This is a genomic window from Pseudomonas fluorescens (genome assembly GCF_001708445.1).
GTDB classification, from domain to species: domain Bacteria; phylum Pseudomonadota; class Gammaproteobacteria; order Pseudomonadales; family Pseudomonadaceae; genus Aquipseudomonas; species Aquipseudomonas gorinensis.
In genome coordinates this window covers 2,885,680-2,908,262 of the sequence record NZ_CP015637.1, presented here as the reverse complement: position 1 = coordinate 2,908,262, position 22,583 = coordinate 2,885,680, and the positions used below count along the sequence as shown (strand labels likewise).

The 22,583-nt window shown below is 60.0% G+C and carries 22 protein-coding genes; 7 read left to right on the top strand and 15 right to left on the bottom strand.

Going from position 1 to position 22,583, the window contains the following annotated elements; translation table 11 throughout:
• The first annotated feature begins 263 nt into the window (after positions 1 to 263).
• A complete protein-coding gene (locus A7317_RS12905) occupies positions 264 to 452 on the top strand; it encodes a CopG family transcriptional regulator (protein WP_069075964.1) in 189 nt (62 codons plus the stop codon).
• A 21-nt stretch (positions 453 to 473) separates the two neighbouring features.
• Here A7317_RS12905 and A7317_RS12900 read toward each other — a convergent pair whose 3' ends face one another.
• The gene (locus tag A7317_RS12900; RefSeq protein ID WP_069075963.1) at positions 474 to 2,135 is read right to left on the bottom strand and encodes a SulP family inorganic anion transporter; all 1,662 of its coding nucleotides are present in this window, start codon (positions 2,133 to 2,135) and stop codon (positions 474 to 476) included.
• A 176-nt stretch (positions 2,136 to 2,311) separates the two neighbouring features.
• Here A7317_RS12900 and A7317_RS12895 point away from each other — a divergent pair, with 176 nt between their 5' ends.
• Positions 2,312 to 2,542, top strand: a complete 231-nt coding sequence (locus tag A7317_RS12895; RefSeq protein WP_041160937.1) for a hypothetical protein — start codon at positions 2,312 to 2,314, stop codon at positions 2,540 to 2,542.
• Positions 2,543 to 2,681: 139 nt separating this feature from the next.
• Here A7317_RS12895 and valS read toward each other — a convergent pair whose 3' ends face one another.
• From valS to A7317_RS12865, 6 genes are all read right to left on the bottom strand, one after another.
• Positions 2,682 to 5,249 (bottom strand): valine--tRNA ligase, encoded by a 2,568-nt coding sequence (gene valS, locus A7317_RS12890; RefSeq protein WP_069075962.1) that lies wholly within the window; start codon positions 5,247 to 5,249, stop codon positions 2,682 to 2,684.
• Positions 5,250 to 5,368: 119 nt separating this feature from the next.
• Entirely contained in the window at positions 5,369 to 6,190 is an 822-nt protein-coding gene (gene nfsA, locus A7317_RS12885; protein ID WP_024075441.1) for an oxygen-insensitive NADPH nitroreductase, read from the bottom strand.
• A 130-nt stretch (positions 6,191 to 6,320) separates the two neighbouring features.
• Positions 6,321 to 7,169: an alpha/beta fold hydrolase gene (locus A7317_RS12880; RefSeq protein WP_069075961.1), complete on the bottom strand. Its 849-nt coding sequence runs from the start codon at positions 7,167 to 7,169 to the stop codon at positions 6,321 to 6,323.
• Positions 7,170 to 7,181: 12 nt separating this feature from the next.
• On the bottom strand, positions 7,182 to 8,474 hold the full coding sequence (locus tag A7317_RS12875) for an NAD(P)/FAD-dependent oxidoreductase (protein WP_069075960.1): 1,293 nt from the start codon (positions 8,472 to 8,474) through the stop codon (positions 7,182 to 7,184).
• Positions 8,475 to 8,531: 57 nt separating this feature from the next.
• The gene (locus tag A7317_RS12870) at positions 8,532 to 8,954 is read right to left on the bottom strand and encodes a RidA family protein (RefSeq protein ID WP_024075444.1); all 423 of its coding nucleotides are present in this window, start codon (positions 8,952 to 8,954) and stop codon (positions 8,532 to 8,534) included.
• 35 nt (positions 8,955 to 8,989) lie between these two features.
• Positions 8,990 to 10,129: a tyramine oxidase subunit B gene (locus A7317_RS12865; protein WP_024075445.1), complete on the bottom strand. Its 1,140-nt coding sequence runs from the start codon at positions 10,127 to 10,129 to the stop codon at positions 8,990 to 8,992.
• Between the two features lie 186 nt (positions 10,130 to 10,315).
• Here A7317_RS12865 and A7317_RS12860 point away from each other — a divergent pair, with 186 nt between their 5' ends.
• The 5 genes from A7317_RS12860 (at position 10,316) to A7317_RS12835 (ending at position 14,654) form a co-directional block, all read left to right on the top strand.
• A complete protein-coding gene (locus tag A7317_RS12860; RefSeq protein ID WP_024075446.1) occupies positions 10,316 to 11,143 on the top strand; it encodes a helix-turn-helix domain-containing protein in 828 nt (275 codons plus the stop codon).
• A 146-nt stretch (positions 11,144 to 11,289) separates the two neighbouring features.
• Positions 11,290 to 12,036, top strand: a complete 747-nt coding sequence (locus tag A7317_RS12855; RefSeq protein WP_024075447.1) for a response regulator — start codon at positions 11,290 to 11,292, stop codon at positions 12,034 to 12,036.
• Complete coding sequence (locus A7317_RS12850; RefSeq protein ID WP_024075448.1) at positions 12,033 to 13,109, top strand: ATP-binding protein; 1,077 nt, start codon at positions 12,033 to 12,035, stop codon at positions 13,107 to 13,109. The genes A7317_RS12855 and A7317_RS12850 overlap by 4 nt, the downstream gene beginning before the upstream one ends.
• Positions 13,110 to 13,362: 253 nt before the next feature.
• Positions 13,363 to 13,761: a hypothetical protein gene (locus A7317_RS12840; protein WP_024075450.1), complete on the top strand. Its 399-nt coding sequence runs from the start codon at positions 13,363 to 13,365 to the stop codon at positions 13,759 to 13,761.
• The gene (locus A7317_RS12835) at positions 13,734 to 14,654 is read left to right on the top strand and encodes an ABC transporter six-transmembrane domain-containing protein (protein WP_069075959.1); all 921 of its coding nucleotides are present in this window, start codon (positions 13,734 to 13,736) and stop codon (positions 14,652 to 14,654) included. Before A7317_RS12840 ends, A7317_RS12835 begins: the two co-directional genes overlap by 28 nt.
• A gap of 12 nt (positions 14,655 to 14,666) precedes the next feature.
• Here the strand turns inward: A7317_RS12835 and A7317_RS12830 are convergent, their stop codons facing one another.
• The 8 genes from A7317_RS12830 to A7317_RS12795 form a co-directional block, all read right to left on the bottom strand.
• Positions 14,667 to 15,608 carry a helix-turn-helix domain-containing protein gene (locus A7317_RS12830; RefSeq protein ID WP_069075958.1) on the bottom strand — a complete coding sequence of 314 codons (942 nt, stop codon included), beginning with the start codon at positions 15,606 to 15,608 and terminating at the stop codon, positions 14,667 to 14,669.
• 77 nt (positions 15,609 to 15,685) lie between these two features.
• Positions 15,686 to 16,465, bottom strand: coding sequence for a 2-keto-4-pentenoate hydratase (locus A7317_RS12825; RefSeq protein ID WP_069075957.1), 780 nt, complete (start codon positions 16,463 to 16,465; stop codon positions 15,686 to 15,688).
• Positions 16,462 to 18,069 carry a bifunctional 3-(3-hydroxy-phenyl)propionate/3-hydroxycinnamic acid hydroxylase gene (locus A7317_RS12820; protein ID WP_024075454.1) on the bottom strand — a complete coding sequence of 536 codons (1,608 nt, stop codon included), beginning with the start codon at positions 18,067 to 18,069 and terminating at the stop codon, positions 16,462 to 16,464. The genes A7317_RS12825 and A7317_RS12820 overlap by 4 nt, the downstream gene beginning before the upstream one ends.
• A 61-nt stretch (positions 18,070 to 18,130) precedes the next feature.
• Complete coding sequence (locus A7317_RS12815; protein WP_024075455.1) at positions 18,131 to 18,733, bottom strand: amino acid synthesis family protein; 603 nt, start codon at positions 18,731 to 18,733, stop codon at positions 18,131 to 18,133.
• A 14-nt stretch (positions 18,734 to 18,747) separates the two neighbouring features.
• Positions 18,748 to 19,206: a VOC family protein gene (locus A7317_RS12810; RefSeq protein WP_024075456.1), complete on the bottom strand. Its 459-nt coding sequence runs from the start codon at positions 19,204 to 19,206 to the stop codon at positions 18,748 to 18,750.
• A gap of 11 nt (positions 19,207 to 19,217) precedes the next feature.
• Positions 19,218 to 20,258, bottom strand: a complete 1,041-nt coding sequence (locus A7317_RS12805) for a WD40/YVTN/BNR-like repeat-containing protein (RefSeq protein WP_041160939.1) — start codon at positions 20,256 to 20,258, stop codon at positions 19,218 to 19,220.
• 12 nt (positions 20,259 to 20,270) lie between these two features.
• Entirely contained in the window at positions 20,271 to 21,065 is a 795-nt protein-coding gene (locus A7317_RS12800) for an SDR family NAD(P)-dependent oxidoreductase (RefSeq protein ID WP_024075458.1), read from the bottom strand.
• A 27-nt stretch (positions 21,066 to 21,092) separates the two neighbouring features.
• Positions 21,093 to 22,583 (bottom strand): aldehyde dehydrogenase family protein, encoded by a 1,491-nt coding sequence (locus A7317_RS12795; protein WP_024075459.1) that lies wholly within the window; start codon positions 22,581 to 22,583, stop codon positions 21,093 to 21,095.

Genomic DNA, 22,583 nt, shown 5'->3' with positions numbered 1-22,583 from the left:
ATAAACGATCCAGTGCGCGCGGTCGATGAACTCGACCTGGGCGTACTGGGTTTTGAGGGTATCGATCCTGCCACAACCGGTCGTCCGGTCTACAACCGATCCGCTGCGCCAGGCGCTCGACAGAGATAGCTCTGGAGTCTTTCCAGTCGCATATGACCGATCACAATCGACCTGCCGAACGCCCCTCAGTCGTAACAGTGACAGCACCGGACAAGGCAATTACAATTTGATTAACATCCAGCGATTGAGTGATTGAATACCCCATGGAAAGCAAGACTGCGCGCCTCACTGTGCTCATCGATCCCATCAAGAAAAAGGCGTTCGAGGAGCTCTGTGCAGCACAGGATTTGACGCCTTCGCAGGTGGTCCGTCAGCTGGTTCGTGACTACCTGGACACCCACGGTGCCAGCTATTCGACCAAAAGCAAGTACGCCACCAGCAGCAAGTCATAACCGAACATGGGCAGTTAGCCTCTAGAGGGTCGATGTGTCCTCCACGAGACTGACAGCTTTCGCCAGCGCGGTGTTGAAGTCGGTGTGGTAATGCTCCGCGCCGATTTCTTGCAAGATGCCCACCCTATTGAGCTTGTTGAGTACCTTCGTATTCGCCTCGCAGAGTTTCACCACGATATGCCGCTTGTGCAGTTGCTGGATGACTTCTTCCAACACCTGTAAGCCCGTGATATCCATAAACGGTACGCGCTTCAAACGGATAATCAGCAGGCGCGGGTCGGTATGAGTCTGTGCAAGGACACGCTCGAACGTCTCGGCCGCCCCAAAGAACAGCGGCCCCTCAATCGTATAGATCAATACCCCCGGCGGCAGTTGAGCATGGCCATTAGCTTTCAGCTCTTCTTCAAGCTCGTACTCGACGACCTGTTGCACCTCCACGGATGAGGCCATGCGGCGTATGAAGTGCAGCATCGCCAGAATGACGCCGATATTCACGGCGATCACCAAATCACTGAACACGGTGAGGCCGAAGGTGATGAGCAGGATCGATACGTCCGCGCGCGGGGCTCGCTGGACCATGCGCTTGAAATGCTTTAGCTCGCTCATGTTGTACGCGACCACAAAAAGTATCGCGGCCAGTGCGCACAGCGGGATGTTTGAGGCCAGAGGTGCCAGAAACAGAATAATCAGCACCAAGGTGACTGCGTGCGTAATGCCGGCCAGCGGGCTTGTGCCGCCGTTACGGATATTGGTGGCCGTGCGGGCAATGGCCCCGGTAGCGGCGAAGCCGCCGAACAATGGCGTGACCAGATTGGCCACCCCCTGACCGATCAGCTCCTGATTGGAGTCGTGCTTGGTACCTGCCATGCCATCGGCCACCGTCGCGGACAACAGTGATTCGATTGCCCCGAGCATGGCGATAGTGAACGCCGGACCAATCAGATCGATGACCCGCGACAGCGTGATTTCAGGCAGGCTCAACGCTGGCAAACCTTGAAGTATGCCACCAAATGCACTGCCAATCGTGGCAACCCCCTCGAAGTGAAAGGTGGACTGGATCGCTGTCGCAACCGCCATGGCGATCAGTGGGCCCGGTACTTGTTTGAGACCGGGAATTCTGGGCGCAGTGATGACCAGTAAAAGGCTGAGTACCGCCAGCAGGGTCGTGGCCATATGAAGATTCGGCAGGGCCTGGAGCAGATGCCAGAGCTTTTCATGGAAGTGCTCTCCTCCGACCTTCGGTAATCCGAAAAAGTCTCTCCACTGCCCGACCCAGATGATCACGCCGATGCCCGCAGTGAATCCGACGATCACCGGGTCGGGGATAAACTTGATGATTGCACCGAGCCGGGCCATCCCCAGCAGTAACAACATGGCCCCCGCCATCATCGTGGCGATCTGCAGGCCGTCAACACCATGCTCGGCCGTGACGCCCGCAAGAATCACGATGAACGCACCTGTCGGCCCGGCAATCTGCAAGCGGCTTCCGCCAAAGAGCGAAACCAGCAGGCCACCGATGATGGCGGTGTAGATGCCTTGCTCAGGTTTGACGCCAGATGCAATGGCAAACGCCATGGCCAGCGGGAGTGCCACGATCCCGACGATCACGCCAGACATCACATTGCGAAGCCAGTGTCCTCGTCCCAACAACCCCGCCTTCCATGCCTCACCTATCGCAATCATGGCTAGCTCCTCAGTGGATGCATGTGCATAATATTAACATCCAGTGATAATTGAAATCCCCTGGCGCCACTGCTTCGTGCGGCTGGAGATGTCTAGGGTGGAAGCTCAGAGGGAGCTGAGCGAGGATGCACTGCCAATAGAGAATTTTTGAAAACGCGCGTAGCGTGGTGACAGACATGAATCGTCAAGCTGTGAAAACCAAACATGCCGAAGGCGTGACCTTCGACACGCATGTGATCGCAAACCCAACCAACCCCAAGGAGTGGATTGTGTTCTTCAAGAAGGACGCCGGGAGAAGTTATTTTTTGGTTGATGACAACGAGGAGGTCGAGTCTTTCGGGCATTTGGATGACTTGGTCGCAGAACTTCGCGACTTGGGCCTCAAGGCGGCTGAAATCCACTTTTAACCCTGGGGACTTCATGCAGCCAACACGCCGTCCCTGTTCCAAGCCCTTCAAAGCCCAAGTGTTTGCTGGACGACTATAGACGTGCTCGCGAAGCGATCTCCTTGATCGCTCCGCGAATTGACTTGCCCTCAGGTCTACGTCACTTCAGCCATACATCGACCCGCTGCTCAGTTCCCTCTATAAACACCAAAGCCTCAACCTGACCTGCTTCGATCAAGTCCTGGCGAACGCCTTTTATCCTTTCAAGCTGCGCAGCCCCGTCAACCAGTTCAACACGTGCTACCGAAGCCTTCATGGATTGGCGGGCGTCAGATTTTGCTTTGCGAATCGCAGATAGCACGGCACTGACACTCATCAATAAGCTTTCAATAGACGCGTCAGGACAAGCATCCCCTTGCGGCCAAGGCGCATTGTGCACTGAGCCGCAATTCCAGGATTGCCAGACTTCCTCACACACAAATGGCAGAAATGGCGCAAACATTCGCTGCTGCACGCTCAGTGCATGTGCAAAAGCATTACGGGCCGAATGGCCTTCTGGTCGATAGGCGCGACGCTTGACCAATTCGACGTAGTCATCGCAAAACCACCAGAAGAACCCTTCGATACGTGACAACGCCACGCTATAGTCGTACGCCTCCAACGCACACGTAGCGTCATGGACTACGCCGCCCAGGCGTTTGAGCATGGCCTGATCCAGCGGCTGGTCGATATCCCCGTTGTCATCCTTTGCAAAGCCTTGAACCAACCTCGATAGATTGAACAGCTTGACGGCCAAACGGCGGCCGATCTTCATCTGCTGTTCTTCAAAGGCTGTATCACTGCCGAGCCGCGCTGAGGCTGCCCAGTAGCGCACACCGTCACTTCCATACTGGTCGAGCAAGGCTTGTGGCGTTACCACGTTACCCTTGGATTTAGACATTTTCTTACGGTCGGGATCAAGGATCCACCCAGAGAGCGCGACATTACGCCATGGCACGCAACCGTGTTCAAAATGGCTGCGTACCAGTGTCGAAAATAGCCAGGTGCGGATGATGTCGTGACCTTGAGGCCTGAGATCCATGGGGTATATTTTGGCGAACAACGCGTCGTCCTCTCCCCAGCCTCCGGCGATCTGAGGCGTCAGCGAACTGGTGGCCCACGTATCCATGATGTCCTGTTCGCCGACAAAACCATTCGGTTGACCACGTTGCTCGGGGCGATACCCTGGCGGAGTATCCAGGCTCGGATCAACGGGCAGGCTTTCCTCACCGGCAATAATCGGCGCGCTGTAGTCTGCTTCGCCTTGTGCATCCAGCCTATACCAGAACGGAATCGGTACGCCGAACGTACGCTGGCGACTGATGAGCCAATCTCCGTTCAAACCGCCTACCCAATGCTCGTAACGCCTGAGCATGTGCGGCGGATGCCAGTCCAGCGTCTGGCCTGAGGCACGCAACAAGTCCCGCAGGCTTGCGTCGCGTCCGCCATTACGCAAGTACCATTGCCGAGTGGCAAGAATTTCCAAAGGCCGGTCGCCTTTCTCGAAAAACTTTACCGCGTGTTGAATCGGTCGGGGTTCATCCTGCATGGCGCCGCAGTCGCGCAACATCGACACGAGCTGTGTGCGAACCTGGGACAAATTACGGCCAGCCAGGCCTGCATAGGCCTGTTGGCTGCGGGGTGTCGTCAACCAGGGGGGCGTCTCAAGCAACAGGCGCCCATCTTTTCCCAGTATTGACCGCGTTGGCAACTGCAACTCCCGCCACCAGATCACATCGGTAAGATCGCCAAAGGTGCAGACCATCACCAAGCCGGTGCCCTTGTCAGGATCGCCCAAAGGGTGTGCCAGCAGCGGTACGTCCACGTCAAAAATCGGCGAGCGCACGGATTGTCCGAGCCGCGCCTTATAACGAACGTCGTCCGGGTGAGCCACCAGCGCCACGCATGCCATCAGTAGCTCAGGCCGAGTGGTAGCCACCCTCAATGGGGCGCCATCAGCCGTCTCGAAACGGAGTTCGTGATACGCACCCGCGACCTCACGCTCTTCAAGCTCTGCTTGAGCCACGGCTGTCTGGAACGTTACGTCCCACAGGCACGGGGCTTCCTGGCTATACAGTTCGCCACGCTGATAGTTACGAAGCAAAGCGCGCTGACTCGCTCGTTGGGAGCGCTCATCAATGGTGGCATATGAAAGGCTCCAATCAACGGACAAGCCCAGTTGCACGAAGAGTGCACGGAACGCTTGCTCATCAATGGCCGTCAGTTCGTGGCACAACTCGATGAAGTTGCGCCTACTGATGACAGTAAAGTCACCTCGCTTTAATGGAATGGGCTCAGGTGGCCTGAAACCAGGCTGATAAGCTGCCAGCGAGTCGCAACGTACGCCATAGAAATTCTCGACCCTGCGTTCGGTCGGCAAGCCGTTGTCGTCCCACCCCATGGGGTAGAACACAGCCTTACCTCGCATGCGCTGGTATCGAGCGATGATATCTGTATGGGTATAGCTGAAGACATGACCGATATGCAGCGAGCCTGAGGCCGTCGGCGGGGGTGTATCGATGGAGAACACAGCGTCGCGTTGGGCTGTGTGGTCAAAGGCATACGTGCCTTCGAGCTGCCAACGTTGAGACCAGCGTGTTTCAAGGTTTTCGAGCGAGGGGGTGACAGTTTGATCGTTTAGAACTTCATCACGTTTAACGGTGACATAGCATCCTCCTGTTAATATCAAAGGGCACGACAGTGAGTGCGCGCCGGGCTGATTTTATATTGAATCGCCTTTGAAAAGTAAACCCCCTAATCCAGTGAGATCAGTCTGAACAAGGACATCCCTGGTTTTGTTTTAATGGCTCAGCGAAGCCCAAATCCCATTCGTTTCAGCTCTTCCACCAGCTCTTCTCGCCCATGGAGGTTTGCGACACTGCGAAGCCTATTGACCACCTGCTCCGACCACCCGGACGCCTTCATGCCCTCACGTTGGTAGAAGGCGCCCAAGCGCTCATCGTATTGAGCGACCGCAGCCACATCTGTCGCTGCCGAATAGGTCTCATGGTGTAGCACGGCGCGTTGCGGGAGCCTTGGCTTCACTTCCGCTGGCCGTTCGGTAGAGGGGTGGCCGACACAAAGGCCGAAAACGGGATAGACCTGCGCAGGGAGACCAAGCTCCTTGGCCACGCCTTCAATGTCGTTTCGGATGGCGCCAATGTACACACTGCCCAGCCCCAGCGATTCCAGGGCAACCACGGCGTTCTGAGCCGCCAAGGCGGCGTCGATCGTGCCGAGCAACAGGCTCTCGAGGTAAGGGACGGCTTCCAGCTCCACCTCTTGCTGCTCAGCCACTCGAGCGATCCGGGAAAGGTCAGCAAGCCAGACCAGAAACAGAGGCGCCTGGCGGATATAGGCCTGGTTTCCCGCCAGGGACGAGAGACGCGCCTTGCGGTCGCTGTCCTGAACAGCGACGACGCTCCAGACCTGCAGGTTTGACGAGGTTGAGGCTGATTGCGCCGCGGCGACCAGGGTCTCGAGGGTGCCGTCAGGCAGTGGCTGATCAGTAAAGGCACGAACGCTGCGATGGTCGAGCAGCAGGTCGATCGTCTCGTTCCAGGGCTTGAGGGGCGAGATGTCCGCCGCGCCATAGCGGGCAGCCAGTTTCGATTGGGCGTTGGCTGTCATTCGATATCTCCAAATAGAAATCGAGGCTACCAAATCCCCGGCAGCGCAGCACGCCTCCCGGGGGAAGTTTCATCTACCACGCAAACCAAACCGATCCACACAGGTACGTTCAGTGTGTCAGTAAAACCGCTCACTGACCTGCATGCACCAGGCCGCTCAAAAAGCCGGCGACCAAACGATTGAACACTTCGCCTTGATCATCATGAACATAGTGACTGGCATCCGCCACTTCCACGGCTTGGACGTGCGGGTTGCTGGCGCACATGGCCTGCAGCATCACAGGGGGTAGAAAGTCCGAGCGGCCACCGCGAATGAACAGGCTTGGGCAATCCAATGAGCGCACCGCCGGCCACAAATCAGTGGGTTCGATACTCAGTCGTGCCTCGGCAATCCCTTGCTGATCATGGCGCCAGCCAATCACTCCGTCGCGCTCCTGCATCGAATGCGCCAGCCTTGATTCCACGCCCTCCTCCGACAAACCTGGACGTGAGGCCTTCCAGAATGCACGGGCCGCGTCCCAGCTTTCGAACTGCAATGGCGTCTGGGCCATCTCGCGACGAATACGCGCGGCGCCATCGCCTTGGGTTGAAGATCCGGGGCCGATATCCTCGATCAGCAAGCCCATCAAGCGTCCCGGGTGTTGCCGCGCATACTCGAGGGCGTTGGCGCCGCCCAATGAGTGGCCCAGCAATACAAAACGCTGTAGGCCAACATGCTCGATCAAATCCTCCAGATCCTCGACATACGATTGGGTGTGGTAACTGGCGGGTTCGGCCCAGTCGCTCAGCCCCCGGCCGCGCTGGTCCAGGGCATAGACGCAGTAGCCCTCCCCCAGGGCCTGTACCAGCGACTCCCAGGTCTGTGCATAGGCTCGCAAGCCGTGCAATAGCACCAGGGGCACGCCTGTCGAGGCGCCCCAGCGCAAATAATGCAGGCGCAAGCCCGAACGATTGGTGAAGAAACAGCTCTCAGCAGGCATGGCCTTGCTCCTTTAGAAACGGTCGAAGCGATAAGGGCTCGGGTCAATGATCGGCGTATGCCCACTGACCAGATCCGCCGCGAGATGGCCCGCCGCAGGCGACGTACCGAACCCGTGCCCCGAGAAGCCGGTGGCCACGGTCAAGCCTGGGATCTGCGCTACCGGTCCGATCACCGGATTGGAATCGGGTGTCACGTCGATAGTGCCCGCCCAGGCATGCGCGATCCGGGCCTGTTCGAACACCGGCCAGGCGGCAATCAGATTGTTCAGCGCGTCGTTATTGAGCTGCGGATTGGCGGCCGGATCCTGCACCCTGATGCGCTCGAACGGGCTGACACTGTCGGCGTGCCAACGACGTGCCAGCATCAGGTCGTTAATAAACGGCTTGCCCAACGACACATTCAGCACGCTGCGTTGCGCACGAAACTGCGGCATATATTGCTTGGCAAGCAACAGGTGGTCGAGGGTCAGGAAAGCATCCAACTTGCCGCGCTGGGTAATGATGAAACCGCCGTCCTTGTGCTTGCGAAACGAAAAATCCGGGGCGCCGACGGCAATCTGCGTCGGCCCTTCCATCGGTTGGGTACGCAGCACAGAGCAGGTCAAGGGCAAGGTCGGCAACGACACCCCCAGATTGCCCAGAAAGCGACGGGACCACATGCCGCCTGCGAGCAATACGTGATCACAGCGAATTTCACCTTTTTCCGTGACCACGCCACTGACCGCACCTGCGGACATCTGCAGCGTACGCACCGCGCACTGCTCGATGATCACTACGCCCATGGCCATGGCGGCGTTGGCGATGGCGCTGCTGGCCAGCGTCGGTTCCGCACGTGCATCGGAGGGTGTAAAAATACCGCCGGCCCAGTCACCCACGCCGCCCGGCACCAGCGCATCAATCTCACGCTTGCTGAGCAACCGCGAATCCAGCGACAAATGCTCTACCGACTTGAGCCAGCCCTCATGCATTGCCATTTGCGCCGGGGTACGGCCTAAAAACATGATGCCTTCCTGGCGATACCCCACATCCGCCCCTACCCGCTCAGGCATCTGCGCCCACAAGCGGTCAGCGGCCAGGGCCAGCGGTATGTCGGCCGCGTGACGGCTGGTTTTGCGCACCCATCCCAAGTTACGAGATGACTGCTCGGCGGCGATCCGGCCTTTTTCCAGGACCACCACCGCGATATTGCGCTCAGCCAAGGCGAGCGCAGCCGTCAGGCCGATGATCCCGCCGCCAATGATGACGACGGACGTCGCGCTGGGAAACACGGTGGAGGTTGTGACGGGCGCTATTATCGGTGCCATGGTCAAGACTCGGTTAGCGAATTAGGGAAGCCACGCATGCACATCGCCACGTGACGATTATTGCGACAGGCGAATGACGTCGACCTGCGCCTTCGAGGCGTTGCGATACGCAGTCACTTCCAGCTCAACCTTGTAGACCGTCGAGCCCAGTGGCGGGCAGGTAACGGTGCTGGCCGGATCGACACCGCGAAACTTTTCGCCGATCAACCCCATCACGGCCGGCACGTCCTTGGGGTCCTGGATAAACACCCGCGAACACACCACATCGGCCAGGCTCGCATCGACTGCCTTCAGGGCTGACTCAATGTTGGCAAACACCTGGAGAGTCTGCTCCAGGACATCCTCGGGAATCAGCTTGGTCTGCGGGTTACGGCCCGCGGTGTTGGAAACGTAGATCCAGTTGTCCACGGCGACCAGGCGCGAATAGCTGGCCTGGTCTTCGAATGGGGAACCGGTCTTGAGCTTGGTGATTTTTGTCATGTCGGATATCTCGTCAAATGGGATGAAGATGAGGCTTAGCGCAGTACCGGGGTTTCCCACAGGTTCAACGTCACGCCGATGCCTTTTTCGATGGCGTTGCGATACACGACCGTGCCCCAGGCCACGTCTTCGACGGGCATGCCGCCCACCGACATGATGATGATTTCTTCATCGTTTTTGCGGCCTGGTGCGGCCCCGGCGATGATCTTGCCGATGTCCTCGACTTCATCGAGTTGCATCTTGCCCTCGGCAATCATGTCCATGAAGCGCACGCCAATCACCGGCACGTTGTGATGCGCAGGCTTGGGTAACTCTTCGAACCAGGCCTGGTACAGACCGGTGTTGTCCAGCACCTTGCGCACGTCGGGTTCTTCCATTCCTGCGTCCAGCGAGCAGGCCGCCGGCATCGCGAGGAACGCACCTGGCTTGACCCATTCGCGCCGCACAATTGGGTAGGTCGACGGGTCACCCGTTTCCCCGGAGCTACAATAAGTAACAAGGTCCGAGTCGCGGACCACCGCTTCAAGGGTATCGACCACGGTAATCGTGGTGATCTGCGGATAAGTTTCTTTGACCCACGCGATAAAGTTGTCGAGGCTCTTCTGGCCACGCCCCTTGATCTTCAGGGTGTCGATATGCGGGCATACTGCGATGAATGCCGCCAGCGTGGTCTTGCCCATGACTCCCGGGCCAAGCAGCCCGACGACTTTCGAGTCCTTGCGTGCCAGGTGGCGTGCGCCCACGCCAGGAATCGCACCGGTGCGGTATGCGGACAACAGGTTGGCCGACATGTGCGCCAACGGCGCGCCAGTGTCGGGATCATTGAGCGTGAACATCAGGATGGAACGCGGCAGGCCTTTTTCGCGGTTGGCGATATTGGAGCCGTACCATTTCACGCCGGCAGTGCAGAAGCTGCCGCCCAGGTAGGCCGGCATCGCCATCATGCGCCGGTCAGCCGTGGGCTTGGGCATGTTCGGGAACGGCGAATCCTGCGGGAAAATCACCATCGCACCATGGGAATCATTGTTCGGGCCGGCCATGCGGTAGTCACCGGCATACAGCAAGCCGAACATCTCCTCCATGGTATTCACGCAGGCCAGCATGTCGGTCACTCCCGCGCGGATCATGTCCTGCTCGGAGAGGTAGATAAAGTCGATTTTTGTAGTTGTAGACATAGTTATTCTCGGACTGAAGGTGATATCACTGCGGTAGGCGCAGCTCCACGCTGTCGAGATCGAGTATCAGGTGGGAGATGTTGGCGGTATTGTAAATTTCGGACATGCCGCTCAGTCTGGTAGGACGATAGTTGGCGCGATAAATGCGTTAAACTTCCCGTAGCGCTGCCTTCCCAAGGTGCAACCATGATCAAACAGAACGTGCCGACTCCCCGGCACCACACCGCGAACGAACAGCCCTGGTTCGTGCTCAACTCTTCACGCTATTCGGTGATGCCTTGCGCACATCCGGCGATCTCGCACTTCTATGCCTTCGATGTGGCGCAATCGGCCAACCTGCTGGCCGTCCCGGACGGCTGCGTAGATATCTTGTTCGACTGTGATGCGACGCGCCCTACCGCGCGGATCTGTGGCACGCCGCTGGTTGCCCAGGCGGTCGAGTTGCACCAGCACCACCATTACTTCGGCGTACGCTTCTCACCGGGCGTTATTCCGGGCTTCGTCAATGTGCTCGCAGAAGAGTTGACCGAACGCGAACTGGACCTGCTGGAGGTCTCCGAGTTCGCCCAACGCATCTTCGAAAGCATCGTCCAGACACCGCTGCTGGGCGATCAGATGCGACTGTTCAACGACTACCTGACCCCACGCCTGATGGGCAAGACCTCGAAACTCACCGCCATGATCATCCAGCAGGCGATGCGCCATCGCGGCGATATTCGCGTCCAGCAACTCGAAGACCTCAGCGGCTACACCAGCCGCACCTTGCACCGCCAGTTCAACCAGGACACCGGTATGTCACCCAAGACATTTTGCCGGATCATCCGCTGCCAGGCGGCCCTGGACACCCTCAATACCCAGCACGATGTGTCGTTTTCGCAGTTGGCCCTCGACCTGGGCTTTTCCGATCAATCTCACTTCCTGCGCGACTTCAAGAAACTGGTCAGCACCACCCCCTGCGACTACCAACGCAAGATGACGCAAAACGCCTACAGCGACAGGATCAGCTACGCCTGACCAGGCTGTTGGCAAATAAACCCGCGTCTCCATCGTTTCTCCATAAAACCTCCCATGAAAGCGCATGCTCGTGGTGCACAGTAGCCTTCGTCGTTACAGGGTAATTCGCCATACTGTAATGACCGAACAGCACGACCGAGCCAACCATGACTGAATCGCACCTTGAATCGACGCCAACGGACTTCGCGGATAAACGCCAGGCGTTGATATTGATCGCTGAAGACGAGCCCGAAATCGCCGACATCCTGACGGCCTATCTCAAGCGCAGTGGCTTCCAGATCGCCCATGCCCTGGATGGGCGCCGTGCCCTTGAACTGCATCAATCGCTCAAGCCCGACCTGGTGTTGCTGGACGTGCTGATGCCGAAACTGGACGGTTGGATGGTACTGGCCGAGATCCGCCACCGGGGTACCACGCCGGTGATCATGCTGACCGCCCAGGACCAGGACGTGGACAAGTTGATGGGGCTGCGTATCGGTGCCGACGACTACATTGTCAAGCCGTTCAACCCCGCCGAAGTCGTCGCCAGGACCCAGGCAGTGCTGCGTCGTTCGCTCGATCACGGCTACGGTGCGCGCCAGAGTGTGCTGCGGGTAAATGCCTTTGAAATCGATATCGACAGCCATGAAGTCAATGTGCAGATCGGGGCACATAAGCATTCGCTCAACCTGACCGTGACGGAGTTCAGGCTATTGGCACAACTGGCCAAGGCGCCCAAGCGCGTCTTCAGTCGCGCTGAATTGCTGGCCCTGTGTTCGCCCGAGAGTGACAGCCTGGAGCGTACGGTGGACAGCCATATCAGCAAGTTGCGGCGCAAAATCGAAGACCTGGGTCTACAGGGCGTACCGACCAGTATCCGTGGAGTCGGCTACCGGTTCGGGAACAACCCATGAAGATCGCCAACAGCTTGAGCCGACAGATCATCTTGTCGATGTCTACCGTAGTGCTCTGCGTGATCGCACTGTCGGTGGTCGGTTCCTATGTGTTTTACGCGCTGCTCTGGATGTTCTGGCCGCCGTCGGATCTGGACATGGACGAATGGCTGCCCTCCGGCATGGAGTGGGCATGGATGGCACTGATCACCTGCATCAGCCTGGCGGTGGGGGCCGTGGTGGCGATCAAACTGTCCCGACGCATTCTGATGCCCTTGAACTCGGTCGCGGCCAGCCTGCGCCGCCTTGCCGACGGTGACCTCGATGCCCGGGCGACGGCCTCCGACCGCTCATTGGCTGAGGCCTCCCTGTTAGTGGATGACTTCAACAGTATGGCTAAACGCTTGAAACGCATGGCTGAAGAACAATCTTTCTGGAACGCCGCGATTGCGCATGAACTGCGCACCCCGCTGACCATCCTGCGTGGCCGCTTGCAAGGGTTGGCAGAAGGCGTGTTCACGCCGGACCAGGCGCAGTTCTACAGCCTGCTGAACCAGGTGGAAGGCCTGACGCGCCTGATCGAAGACCTGCGGGTCGTGGGCCTGGCGGACAACGGCTACCTCGAAATCCAGATCCAAAGTGCCAACCTGGCCGAGGAAATCGAGGCAGACGCCCGCCTGTTTGAACCAGGCCTTCTTGCCGCCGGGTTCGTGCTGCATCTGGACCTGCTCGAACGGCCCATCCAGTGTGATCCGGCCAGGATCCGCCAAGCGTTGCTGGCCATGCTGGACAACCTGAAACGGCATGCAACCCCAGGCAATGTCACGGTGCGCCTGAGCAGCCAGGATGGCCTGAATGCCCTGAGTGTCGAGGACGAAGGCCCAGGGATTGAAGAAGCGTTTGCAGCGCACATCTTTGAGCCGTTCCAGCGCGGGGAAAGCTCGCGATCCCGCGCCCAGGGTGGCAGCGGCCTGGGGCTCGCCGTCGTGCGCGCAATTGCCCTGTCCCATGGGGGCAGCGTGACCTGCCGGAACCTGGACAACGGCGGCACCTTATTCGAACTGAGCTGGCCCGACCAACTGGTCGCCATCTAAACCCAACCGTCCCGGGTGACGACATGCGCTTGTCTATTTTTAGAGTCAATAGCGTTCAGCAGTACCGCCACTTTGCCTTACTCGACACACAGGGACGCTGTATCGCTTTCAAGAGCTGCGAAGGGACTCCACAGAACGGCGAATGGGTGCAAGTCAACGAAGTCAACCTGGCCTGGTTGTACAAGGCGCTGCCTGCGCACGCCTTGGCCAGGTCAAACACCCGCACTTTGTAGTTCAGCCTGGGATTGCATGTATGTCTACTAACTATCGCGATCGAAACTTGATTGACGTGACCCTGCTTGAAGACTCCGTACGGCTCTATAGCGCGAAGCTCAGGAGGCTGCAACGTTTCTGGATTCCCCTGCAGAAACAGGCGCCCCGGCTGGTGTTGTCACTGTGGATCCTCGGTGTTATCGCCTCGCTGGTCAGCCAGTCCTATTACCACTGGCTGTTTACCGCGCCTGCCATTTGCCTGTTGATCATCCTGGAAATCGTTATCGAAGAAGTGCAGATCGACTTGTTACTGATGACCGAGGAGACACGTTATCTGCTCGACGTCACCCACGGTCTGTATGCCGGAACCCTGAGTTCCCACCCCCGTACTTTGCACAAACCAGGTGGCCCATGTCCTCCGTCACACCTCCACTACTGATTGAGCACAGCCGCAAGCTCGGTCAACAGTCCGCCAGCCAGACGCTCAAGGCGATCGCCAAGGCCTATCCCGGTAAGTTGTTTTGTACCCTGTCGCTGGTGGCGTTGGAAAACGCGCTGCTGCTGGCCTACCCGTTGTTTGCTGGGTTTGCCGTAGACGCCATGCTCCGTGGCGATGCCGGCAACGCCTTGTTCTATGCCGCCGTGGTGTTGGGCTTCTGGGTAGTGGGCGCGGCCCGACGCGCCCTCGACACCCGCACCTTTACGCGTATCTACGCTGACCTTGCGGTACCGGTGATTCTTAACCAGCGCCTGCAACGTCATAGCACCTCGAAGGCCGCCGCACGGGTGGTATTGGCACGGGAATTCGTCGATTTTTTCGAAAAACACGTGCCCACGATTGCCACGGCGCTGGTCTCGATCATCGGCGCGGCCGCGATGTTGCTGGTGATTGAGCCTTGGGTCGGCCTGGCGTGCCTGGTGGCGCTGGGGCTGTGTCTCGCGGTGGTGCCAGGCTTTGCGCGGCGCAACCAGCGCTTGCATGAGCGCTTGAACAACCGCCTGGAAAAGGAAATCAGCCTGGTGGAAAAGGTCGGTGCCCACACCTTGCGCCGTCACTATCAGGTGCTGTCACGGCTGCGTATCTGGCTGTCGGACCGTGAGGCCATCGCCTTCCTCACCATCGGTATCCTCGCGGCCTTGCTGTTTGTGGTCGCCATCAGCCAACTGGCACTGGCGCCTGCGGTGAAGGCCGGGCATATCTATTCGGTGATGACTTACCTGTGGACGTTCGTCAGTTGCCTGGATGAAGCCCCCAGCGTGGTCGACCAATTGGCTCGGCTCAAGGACATCGGCAAACGCGTGGATCCGGGGTTGGATGAGGCGTCTACCTGATCCTTCGTCTGTTCAGATGATCGCCCGCTGGGTTTCCGACGGTGACTGGCCAAACAGTGCGCGGTAATGCGCGGCAAAGTGGCTCAGGTGGAAAAAGCCCATCGTCACCGCTACGTCGCCGACGTTTTGGCTGCAGGCCGGCGTAGCGATCAGGCGTCGACGCACCGCATTCAGGCGCAGGTTTCGCAGGTACTCAACCGGGCGCATGCCGGTCACCGCCTGGAAACTGTTCTGCAGGGTCCGCCGGCTCACCCGCAGCTGTTCGCACAGGTCGAGAATGCTCAATGGCGTATCGCCGCTGGCATCGATCAACTCCTGGCTACGCTTGACCAGGTAGGCACTCACGGCGAAATTGCCGCGCCGGCAACGCACCTCATCGGTGGCGTTGCTGAACAGGTCCAGGAAGGCGCCAAGCAGTTCGTCTTCGAGCATCTTTTCGGCGCTCGTGCTGATAGCCTCCGTCTGTTGCAATAGGTGACGAAACAGTGGGTAGATACGCCGCCGTATCCGCAGCAGTAACGCATCGTCCACGCAAATCTGGGAGCGGGTGGTTATGCGTTTGAGCTGGTCACTGGACAACTCGAAGGCCGCCAGTTTGGCAAAGCGTACGGTGTCGACGTTAAGCGCGAAGAAATCTGTGCCTTCGGGCGCATGCAACACAAACTCCTCGCCGTCGCGCAACAGCACCACGTTGTGCGCCCCCACCTGCTGCCCCTGTACGACCGGCGCACTGCCCAACGACATGGCCACGCACAGTCGCCCTGCGGGGGCAAAACCGCGCTGCACCACGCGTTTGTCCAGCACTTCCTGGAAGATCTGAAAGCGCTCGGCAGACAACTGGCGCAGCCCGCTCGTCAGGCAACCACGCCCCAGTTGGTCATACACTTGCCGCCAGCCCTGGATGGAGCCGGCATGCAGTTGAGGGTCATTGAAGGTTCGAACTTCAGCAAGCATGGTCGTCGTTCCTCGGGGGCCCCGTTGTCGTCATTGGCCTGAAGGGGACTGAAGTCATCCTTGACGGCAGCGATGGTTCACACCGCGGTTTTGTCCGTGGTGAAAAGCAAAGCCAGTTCCGTGCCAAACATATGCAGGCGGTACGTGGCAGGCTGGATATCCATCGGCGCCAGCAACGCACCGGACAGCACCACCTGCCCGGCCTCCACCGGCTGACGGTCGGCCAGCAGGCGGCGAATCAGCCAGCAAAGGTTGGTCAGCGGCGGGTCCTCGCGGCCCTCGGTATCGCCTTCGCCACAGAGCGCGCCGGTACATTCGAGGCGGTACGCCACATTGGCGTGCTTGACAGGGTCGAACGCGATTCTGGGGCCCAGGCAATAAAGGCCCGCCGCCGCGTTATCGGCGAGAAAGGCCCCCACCCCGAACGCCCAACCCTGCCAACGGCAGTCGGCAATCTCGAACGCCGGTGCCACCTCGGCAATCGCGTCCAGGATCTCCTCATCGCTGTACTCGCCCGGCGCCAGGCTGCGCCCCAACACAATCGCCACCTCGATCTCCAGCTTGGGCTGGATCAACCGCGACATCGCCACCGCTGTGTTCGGCTGTACGCACATCTGGTCGGTCAGGCCGCCATACACCGGTTCGTCAATGCCGAAGCGCCGTTGCGCGGCGCTGCCGGCGAAGGCGATCTTCCAACCGCTCAGTTGTTCGCCCAAGGCCTGGCGCAAAGCCAGCCCCTGGCGTTGCAGCGCGTACCCGGCGTTCAGGTCCAGCGCCTCGGGGGGGAGCGGCGCAATGGCTTGCACCCTGAGCGTGGCCTGGTCCAACTGGCTCAATACGCGATGATCGGCAGTCATGACAGCTGCTCCGCTAACTTGCGCAACACCGATTCAAGCCGCTCAGGCGTGGTAATGGCGGCGACAAACCGATCCGGACGCACCACAACGACGCAATCGCGCACCCTCGAGAACCATTCGCCGAGGCGGTTATCCACGTCCTCCACGCTGATGGCATCCGTGGCCGTCAATGGCTGGTTGCGCCCCATACCACTGCGCGAACGGTTGACCTGGATAAAGCGCGTGTCCCAGCGTGCCCAGAACGTGGCCATTTCTTCGCTCAGTTGCGCGCGCGGATTGACCCGATAACCCAGCACCGCATAGGAATTGCCAAGCACATCATCAAGACGTCGACGCTGCCCCTGGGCATCTTCGATATACGGCTGCACAAACAGCTGGCCGACCAGGTCGTCTTCGCGCAGTTCGGCACGTTCGTGATAGACCAACCCTTTGGTGATGGTGGCCTTGGGTTTGAACTTGAACTCCAACAGATGCGAGCGCAGGTTATCTACGCTGTTCACCGCCTGGAACAACCAGTCACGCACGCCGGCCATCAACGGGTTGGTCAGCCCCAGTACCGTGCCCATATTGTCGGCCAGGGCGACCAGTTCGGTGGCGTGCCCACGACGTTCCTGGTCATAGGTGGCGAGGATCCCATGGGCAGCGCGCCCGTGGATGATCGCCGCCAGTTTCCAGGCCACGTTGGCCACGTCACGCAGCCCGGAATTGAGGCCCTGCCCGGCCCACGGTGGCGAAATATGTGCGGCATCGCCCACCAGCGCCACGCGCCCTTGGACGAACCGCGCCGCCACGCGGGAATGGTGGGTGTAGGCGCGGATACGGATGATGTTCAACGTGTCCACCGCGTCGCCGATATGCCCACGAATCAGATCGCGGATGGTGCTCTCTTCGCACATCTTCGCCTCGTCTTCGCCCTCCATCAGCATGAACTCCCAGCGCCGCTGCTGGTACGGCAGGTAGATGCATACGAATGGCCGCTGCGGGTCAGCGTGCAGCGCGGTATAAGGCGCATCCAAGGTGTCATTGGCGGTGTCGACCACTACCCATTTTCGCGCATGGGTCAGACCGATCAGTTCAACACCGAGCTTTTTGCGTACGGTGGAGCGCCCGCCATCGGCGCCGATCACGTAATCGGCGCGCAGTTGGTAGACCTCGCCCTGGGCATCGCGCACCTGCAAGGTCACGCCCTCCCCATCCTGCTCCAGCTCGAGCATTTCATGGCCTTGGCGCAACACCACACTGCTGCGCTGCCCGAGCGTTTCGCGCAGCGTGCCTTCGAGCAACTGCTGCATGAAGATGTTGCGCATCGGCCAGCCGTAATGGGCGGTACTCGGTTTGACCTCGGCAAAACACACGCCGCGTGCGTTGTAATAGCGCAGCGGCACATCGCAGATCATGTCGCGCACCGCCAGTTCAGCGATGCCGATCGCCTGGAGAACGCGCAGCGCTTCATCATCCATGCCCACCGCGCGGGGGTAAGGCAATATGCAGTCGGCAAGCTCAAGGACGACGCAGTCGACACCGTACATTCCCATATAGTGCGCGGCCGTAATGCCGTTGGGGCCACCGCCCACGATGACAACTTGGGTCTTCTCCTGCTTCATCGCTATTCACCGCTTTTTTTGTTGTGGTTTGAGTCCAGCACCGCTTGATCCTGCGCGCTTATCAGTGCAGACCGTCAAGGCCTTTTACGTCTTCGGCTTTCAGCCCGCCCAAGCGTGCATGCAGGCGTCCGCGCGTGGCGAAGGCCCAGATCACGACGATCTCATCCGGCGAAGGACCGTCGCCGAAAGTCAGCGAGAAACTGTCGTAGTGCGAGCGCACGTACAACGCGTCCTTGTGCGCCAACGGCACGTCGATGGTCGAACCTGGGCCACCACGCTTGCCGGTGGACGGCACCCACGATTTGCCGCCGCCCAGCGCGACGCGAATCGGATCGGCGGCCGGGTTGGTCAGGAACGCATTACCGTGCTCGTACTCGCCTGCGCTGCCCACCAGGATAGCCTTGCCATAGCTTTGAATCTGGCGCGAACCGGCCAGTGCCTGGATGCGCCGGCCAAACTCTTGACCCAACAGCGGCGACGGCTCGATCAATTGCGACAGGTCTTCACTGTAGCGGCCGGCATATGGGTTGGCGATCACAGCAGCGACGGCGTATTTGAACACCGGCTCGCCATCGGCCAACTGCCCGGTTTCATTGGCCAGGGTCTCTTCAACGAAGCTGTACCATTTGCGGATGTGATAGCTGGCGAAATTTGCGGTTTTCATCAGTGTGCCTCTGTTCAAAGGGGTTCGAGTGGATCAAGCGTGATGTTGCGACTCGGCGCACCGGCGGCCTTGAAGCGGGCCTTGCCACACGCATCGTCATGCTCGGTTTCAAGAAAGAATTCCATGCGATTGCAATCGGGGTCGTTGAAATACAGGCCGTTGCCGATTTCGTGATCGGTGATCTTCACCACCTCGACGCCCTTGCTCAGCAACATCCCGTACAGCTGACGCAAGGTTGTCATGTCCCCGGCGATTTCCAGGCCATAGTGTTGCAACCCGAGCCCACCTTGATGGGCACCCGGTTCGGCACGAATCAAGGCGATATCGTGGTGCTTGCCCCCAAATGCCATCATGACCCAGCTCTCGCCTCGGGCACTTTCGTGCATGCCCAGGATGTCGGCGTACCAGCGTGCCGATACGTCAGGGTCACTGACCCAGAGCGATAAGTGAGTACGCAGGATCTCGACCTTCATGGCGGTATTCCTCAGTGTTTTTTGACGATGGATTGGTGCCCGGACTTGATCTGCGCAACCGCAGGCGTCCAGAGCACATCAGCGATCTCGCTGAATTCCCGCCAATGCTTCTGCCAGCCGTCACCGCCGTTGTCGGAGGTGAACAAATGCCCGTACTTGGTGCCCGCCACGATCTGGCGCGGGTTGGCCGGGTTGAAGGCAATCGCCCAGACGCAGGAGTTGGGCTGCTGTGGCAGCGGCAGCACGGTCCAACTGAGCGCGGCATCACGGGAGACCAGAATCTTGCTGGTGGTGCCCGGCGTACCGTCGGAAATACTCAGGTACAGCTCGTTCTGTGTGCCCAACGGCGCGTTCATGGCGCGTATGTAGTACAGGCCGAAGGCTTCCCGGCCGATAATGCCGGTCCAGGTCAGTCCTTCATCCAGGCTGCGATAAACCGCATTGACACAGACCACCACGATGACTTTCTCGCCGTGGTTGGGCAGTACCAGGATGTTGTGGATGTCCGAGTTGTAGTCCCACAGCAGCCGGTCATCGATGCGTGCCCAACTGTCACCGCCGTCGCGGGAATGAAACAACCCGCCCTCCTCCAGGCCGAACCACACCTGGTTGCGGTCGGTGGGGTCATAGGCGAAGGCCAGCAGGCGTGGACGGCTGACGCCGTCGCAGAACTCGGGAATCTCCACCGGGGCGCGATCCCAGCTGGTGCCGCCGTCCAGGGTGCGCCAGAGCACAGCGCGCGAAGGCGCACCCGTGCCGACGAAAATCCGCTGTGCATCCTGGGGATCCACCGCCACCTTCCAGACGGTCTCGCCGTTGAACGGTGAGTCGACCTGCTGCCAGTGCCCGCCGGTGTCATGGCTGACGCACAAACCGATATCGGTGCCGGCATAGATCACTTCCGGCGCGTCGGGGTGCATGCTCAACGAACGGGTGATCGCGTCGAACTCCAGGTCCTGCCCCAGGCCCAGGCGATGCCAGCTCTTGCCGTCGTCGGCACTGCGGATCACCGCTTGGCCGACGGTGGCGACTAAAAGGGTTCCGTTACTCATCACAGATGCTCCTCAGATATAGATGCCACGGGTCAAACCACCGTCGATACCGATGGACTCGCCCGTCACAGCGGCGGCCTTGGGCGACGCGAGGAAACCAATCAACCAGCCCATTTCAATCGGTGCCAGGGTTCGGCGAATCGGCGTTGCGTCGATGTAGGCCTGTTCGACCTGCTCCGCAGTCTTGCCTTGCTTGACCGCTTCGCGCTCGTACAGCTCTTGGATATGCGGGGTGTCCACCACGCCAGGGTGAATCAGATTGACCGTGATGCCCGAAGGGCCGAGCTGGTCGGACAAGGTTTTAGTCATGTGGGCGATCGCCAGGTTGCGCATGCCCGACAACACCTTGCTGCTGCGCCCGGTGAGCCCGCCGATGTTGATGATGCGACCGAAGCCGCCCGCCTTCATGTGTGGGGTCACGGCCTTGGCGCAACGGAAGTAACCGATCACCTTGGTGTTGAGATCCGACAGCAGCTCATCGTCGCCGGCATGCTCGATGTCATTGCGCACGACACCGGATGGCGCCGCGGCACCGTTGACCAGGATGTCGATACGGCCGAAATGCGCGTACGCCGCCTCGACCATCTCCGACACAGCCTTCATGTCATTGGTGTCGCAGAACAGCGGCAGTACTTCATTGCCGGTCTGTGCGCTGATTTCTTCGGCCGCCAGTTGCAGGAACGCCATGCGCCGCGCGCAGATCACCACCTTGCAGCCTTCCTCGGAGAGAAAACGTGCGACTTCCTTGCCGATGCCCATACCACCACCGGTGACAATGGCCACGCGGCCTTTCAATTCCAGATCCATAGCAATTACCTCTTGTGATTATTCAGTTCAGGCCAGATCGACAAACACACTCTTGGTCTCGGTGTAGGCATCGATCACGTTTTTACCCATCTCCCGGCCCCAGCCGGATTGCTTGTAGCCGCCGAACGGCGATGCCGCGTCGACCACGTTCCAGCAGTTGATCCACACTGAGCCAGCCTTGAGCTGCGCCGCCACGCGGTGTGCCGAGCGCAGGTCGCGGGTCCACAGGCCGGCCGCCAGGCCATATGGCGAATCATTGGCGCGCAGCACCAGGTCGTCGATTTCGGTCCAGCTCATGACGGTCAGCACCGGCCCGAAGATCTCTTCGCGGGCGACACAGGCACGCTCGGCGCGGTCAAGAAAAACGCTGGGCGCAATGAAGTGGCCGCGCTCCAGGTGGGCTGGGCGATCGCCACCGCAGATCAGTTCGGCGCCCTCCTCCTGGCCGCGTTGCAGGTAGCCCTTGACCGTACTCAATTGGCGCCCCGACACCAGCGGCCCCATGCTGCTGGCCGGGTCCAGGCCGTTGCCGAGCACATGGGCGGCGGCATGCCGCTCAAGCTCTTCCAACACTTGGTCCAGCACGCTGGCGTGCACGTACAACCGCGAGGCTGCGGTGCAGACCTGGCCCTGGTTGTAGAAAATCCCATCGGCGGCACCTTTGGCGGCGCGCACGATATCGGCGTCCGGCAAGATGATGTTCGGCGACTTGCCGCCCAGTTCCAGCGAGACTTTTTTCATGTTGCTGGTGGCCGCTTGCGCGATCAGCCGGCCGACCTGGGTCGAGCCGGTAAAGGCAATCTTGTCGATATCGGGATGCTGGGCCAGCGGCGCGCCTGTTTCGGCGCCAAGGCCGGTGATCAGGTTGACCACCCCGGCCGGGAACCCGGCGGTCTCGATCAACTGCACCAAGCGAATCGCCACCAGCGGGGTCTGTTCGGCAGGCTTGAGCACCGCCACGCAACCGGTCGCCAACGCTGGGCCGAGCTTCCATACACACATGTTCAGCGGGAAGTTCCACGGCACGATCAGCGCACAGACCCCTACCGGCTCACGCAAGGTGTAGTTGAGCATCGGCGCGCCGCTGGCCGGCGATACCGGCAGCGTGCTGCCTTCGATCTTGGTCGGCCAACCGGCGAAGTAACGCAGGATGGTTGCCGCACTGGCGGCTTCACCGCGAGCGGCAGCGATAGGCTTGCCGTTCTCCAGGGTGATCAACTGCGCCAGCTCCTCGCGGTGCTGGTCCAGCAGGTCCGCCAGGCGGAACAGCAACAGGCCGCGCTGGGCGGGAGACTGCAGCGCCCAGGCGCCGGTGAATGCGGCGCGAGCCGCGGCGACCGCTGCATCCACGTCACGCGCATCGCCTTGGGCGACTTCGGTCAGGGTTTCTTCAGTCGCTGGGTTTTCCACGGCAAACCGTCGGCCAGCGGCCGCGTCCTGCCAACTGCCGCCGATAAACAAGCGGCCCGGTTGGGACAGAAAGGCCTGGACAGCGGGTAGCACTTCGAACTGTTTCAT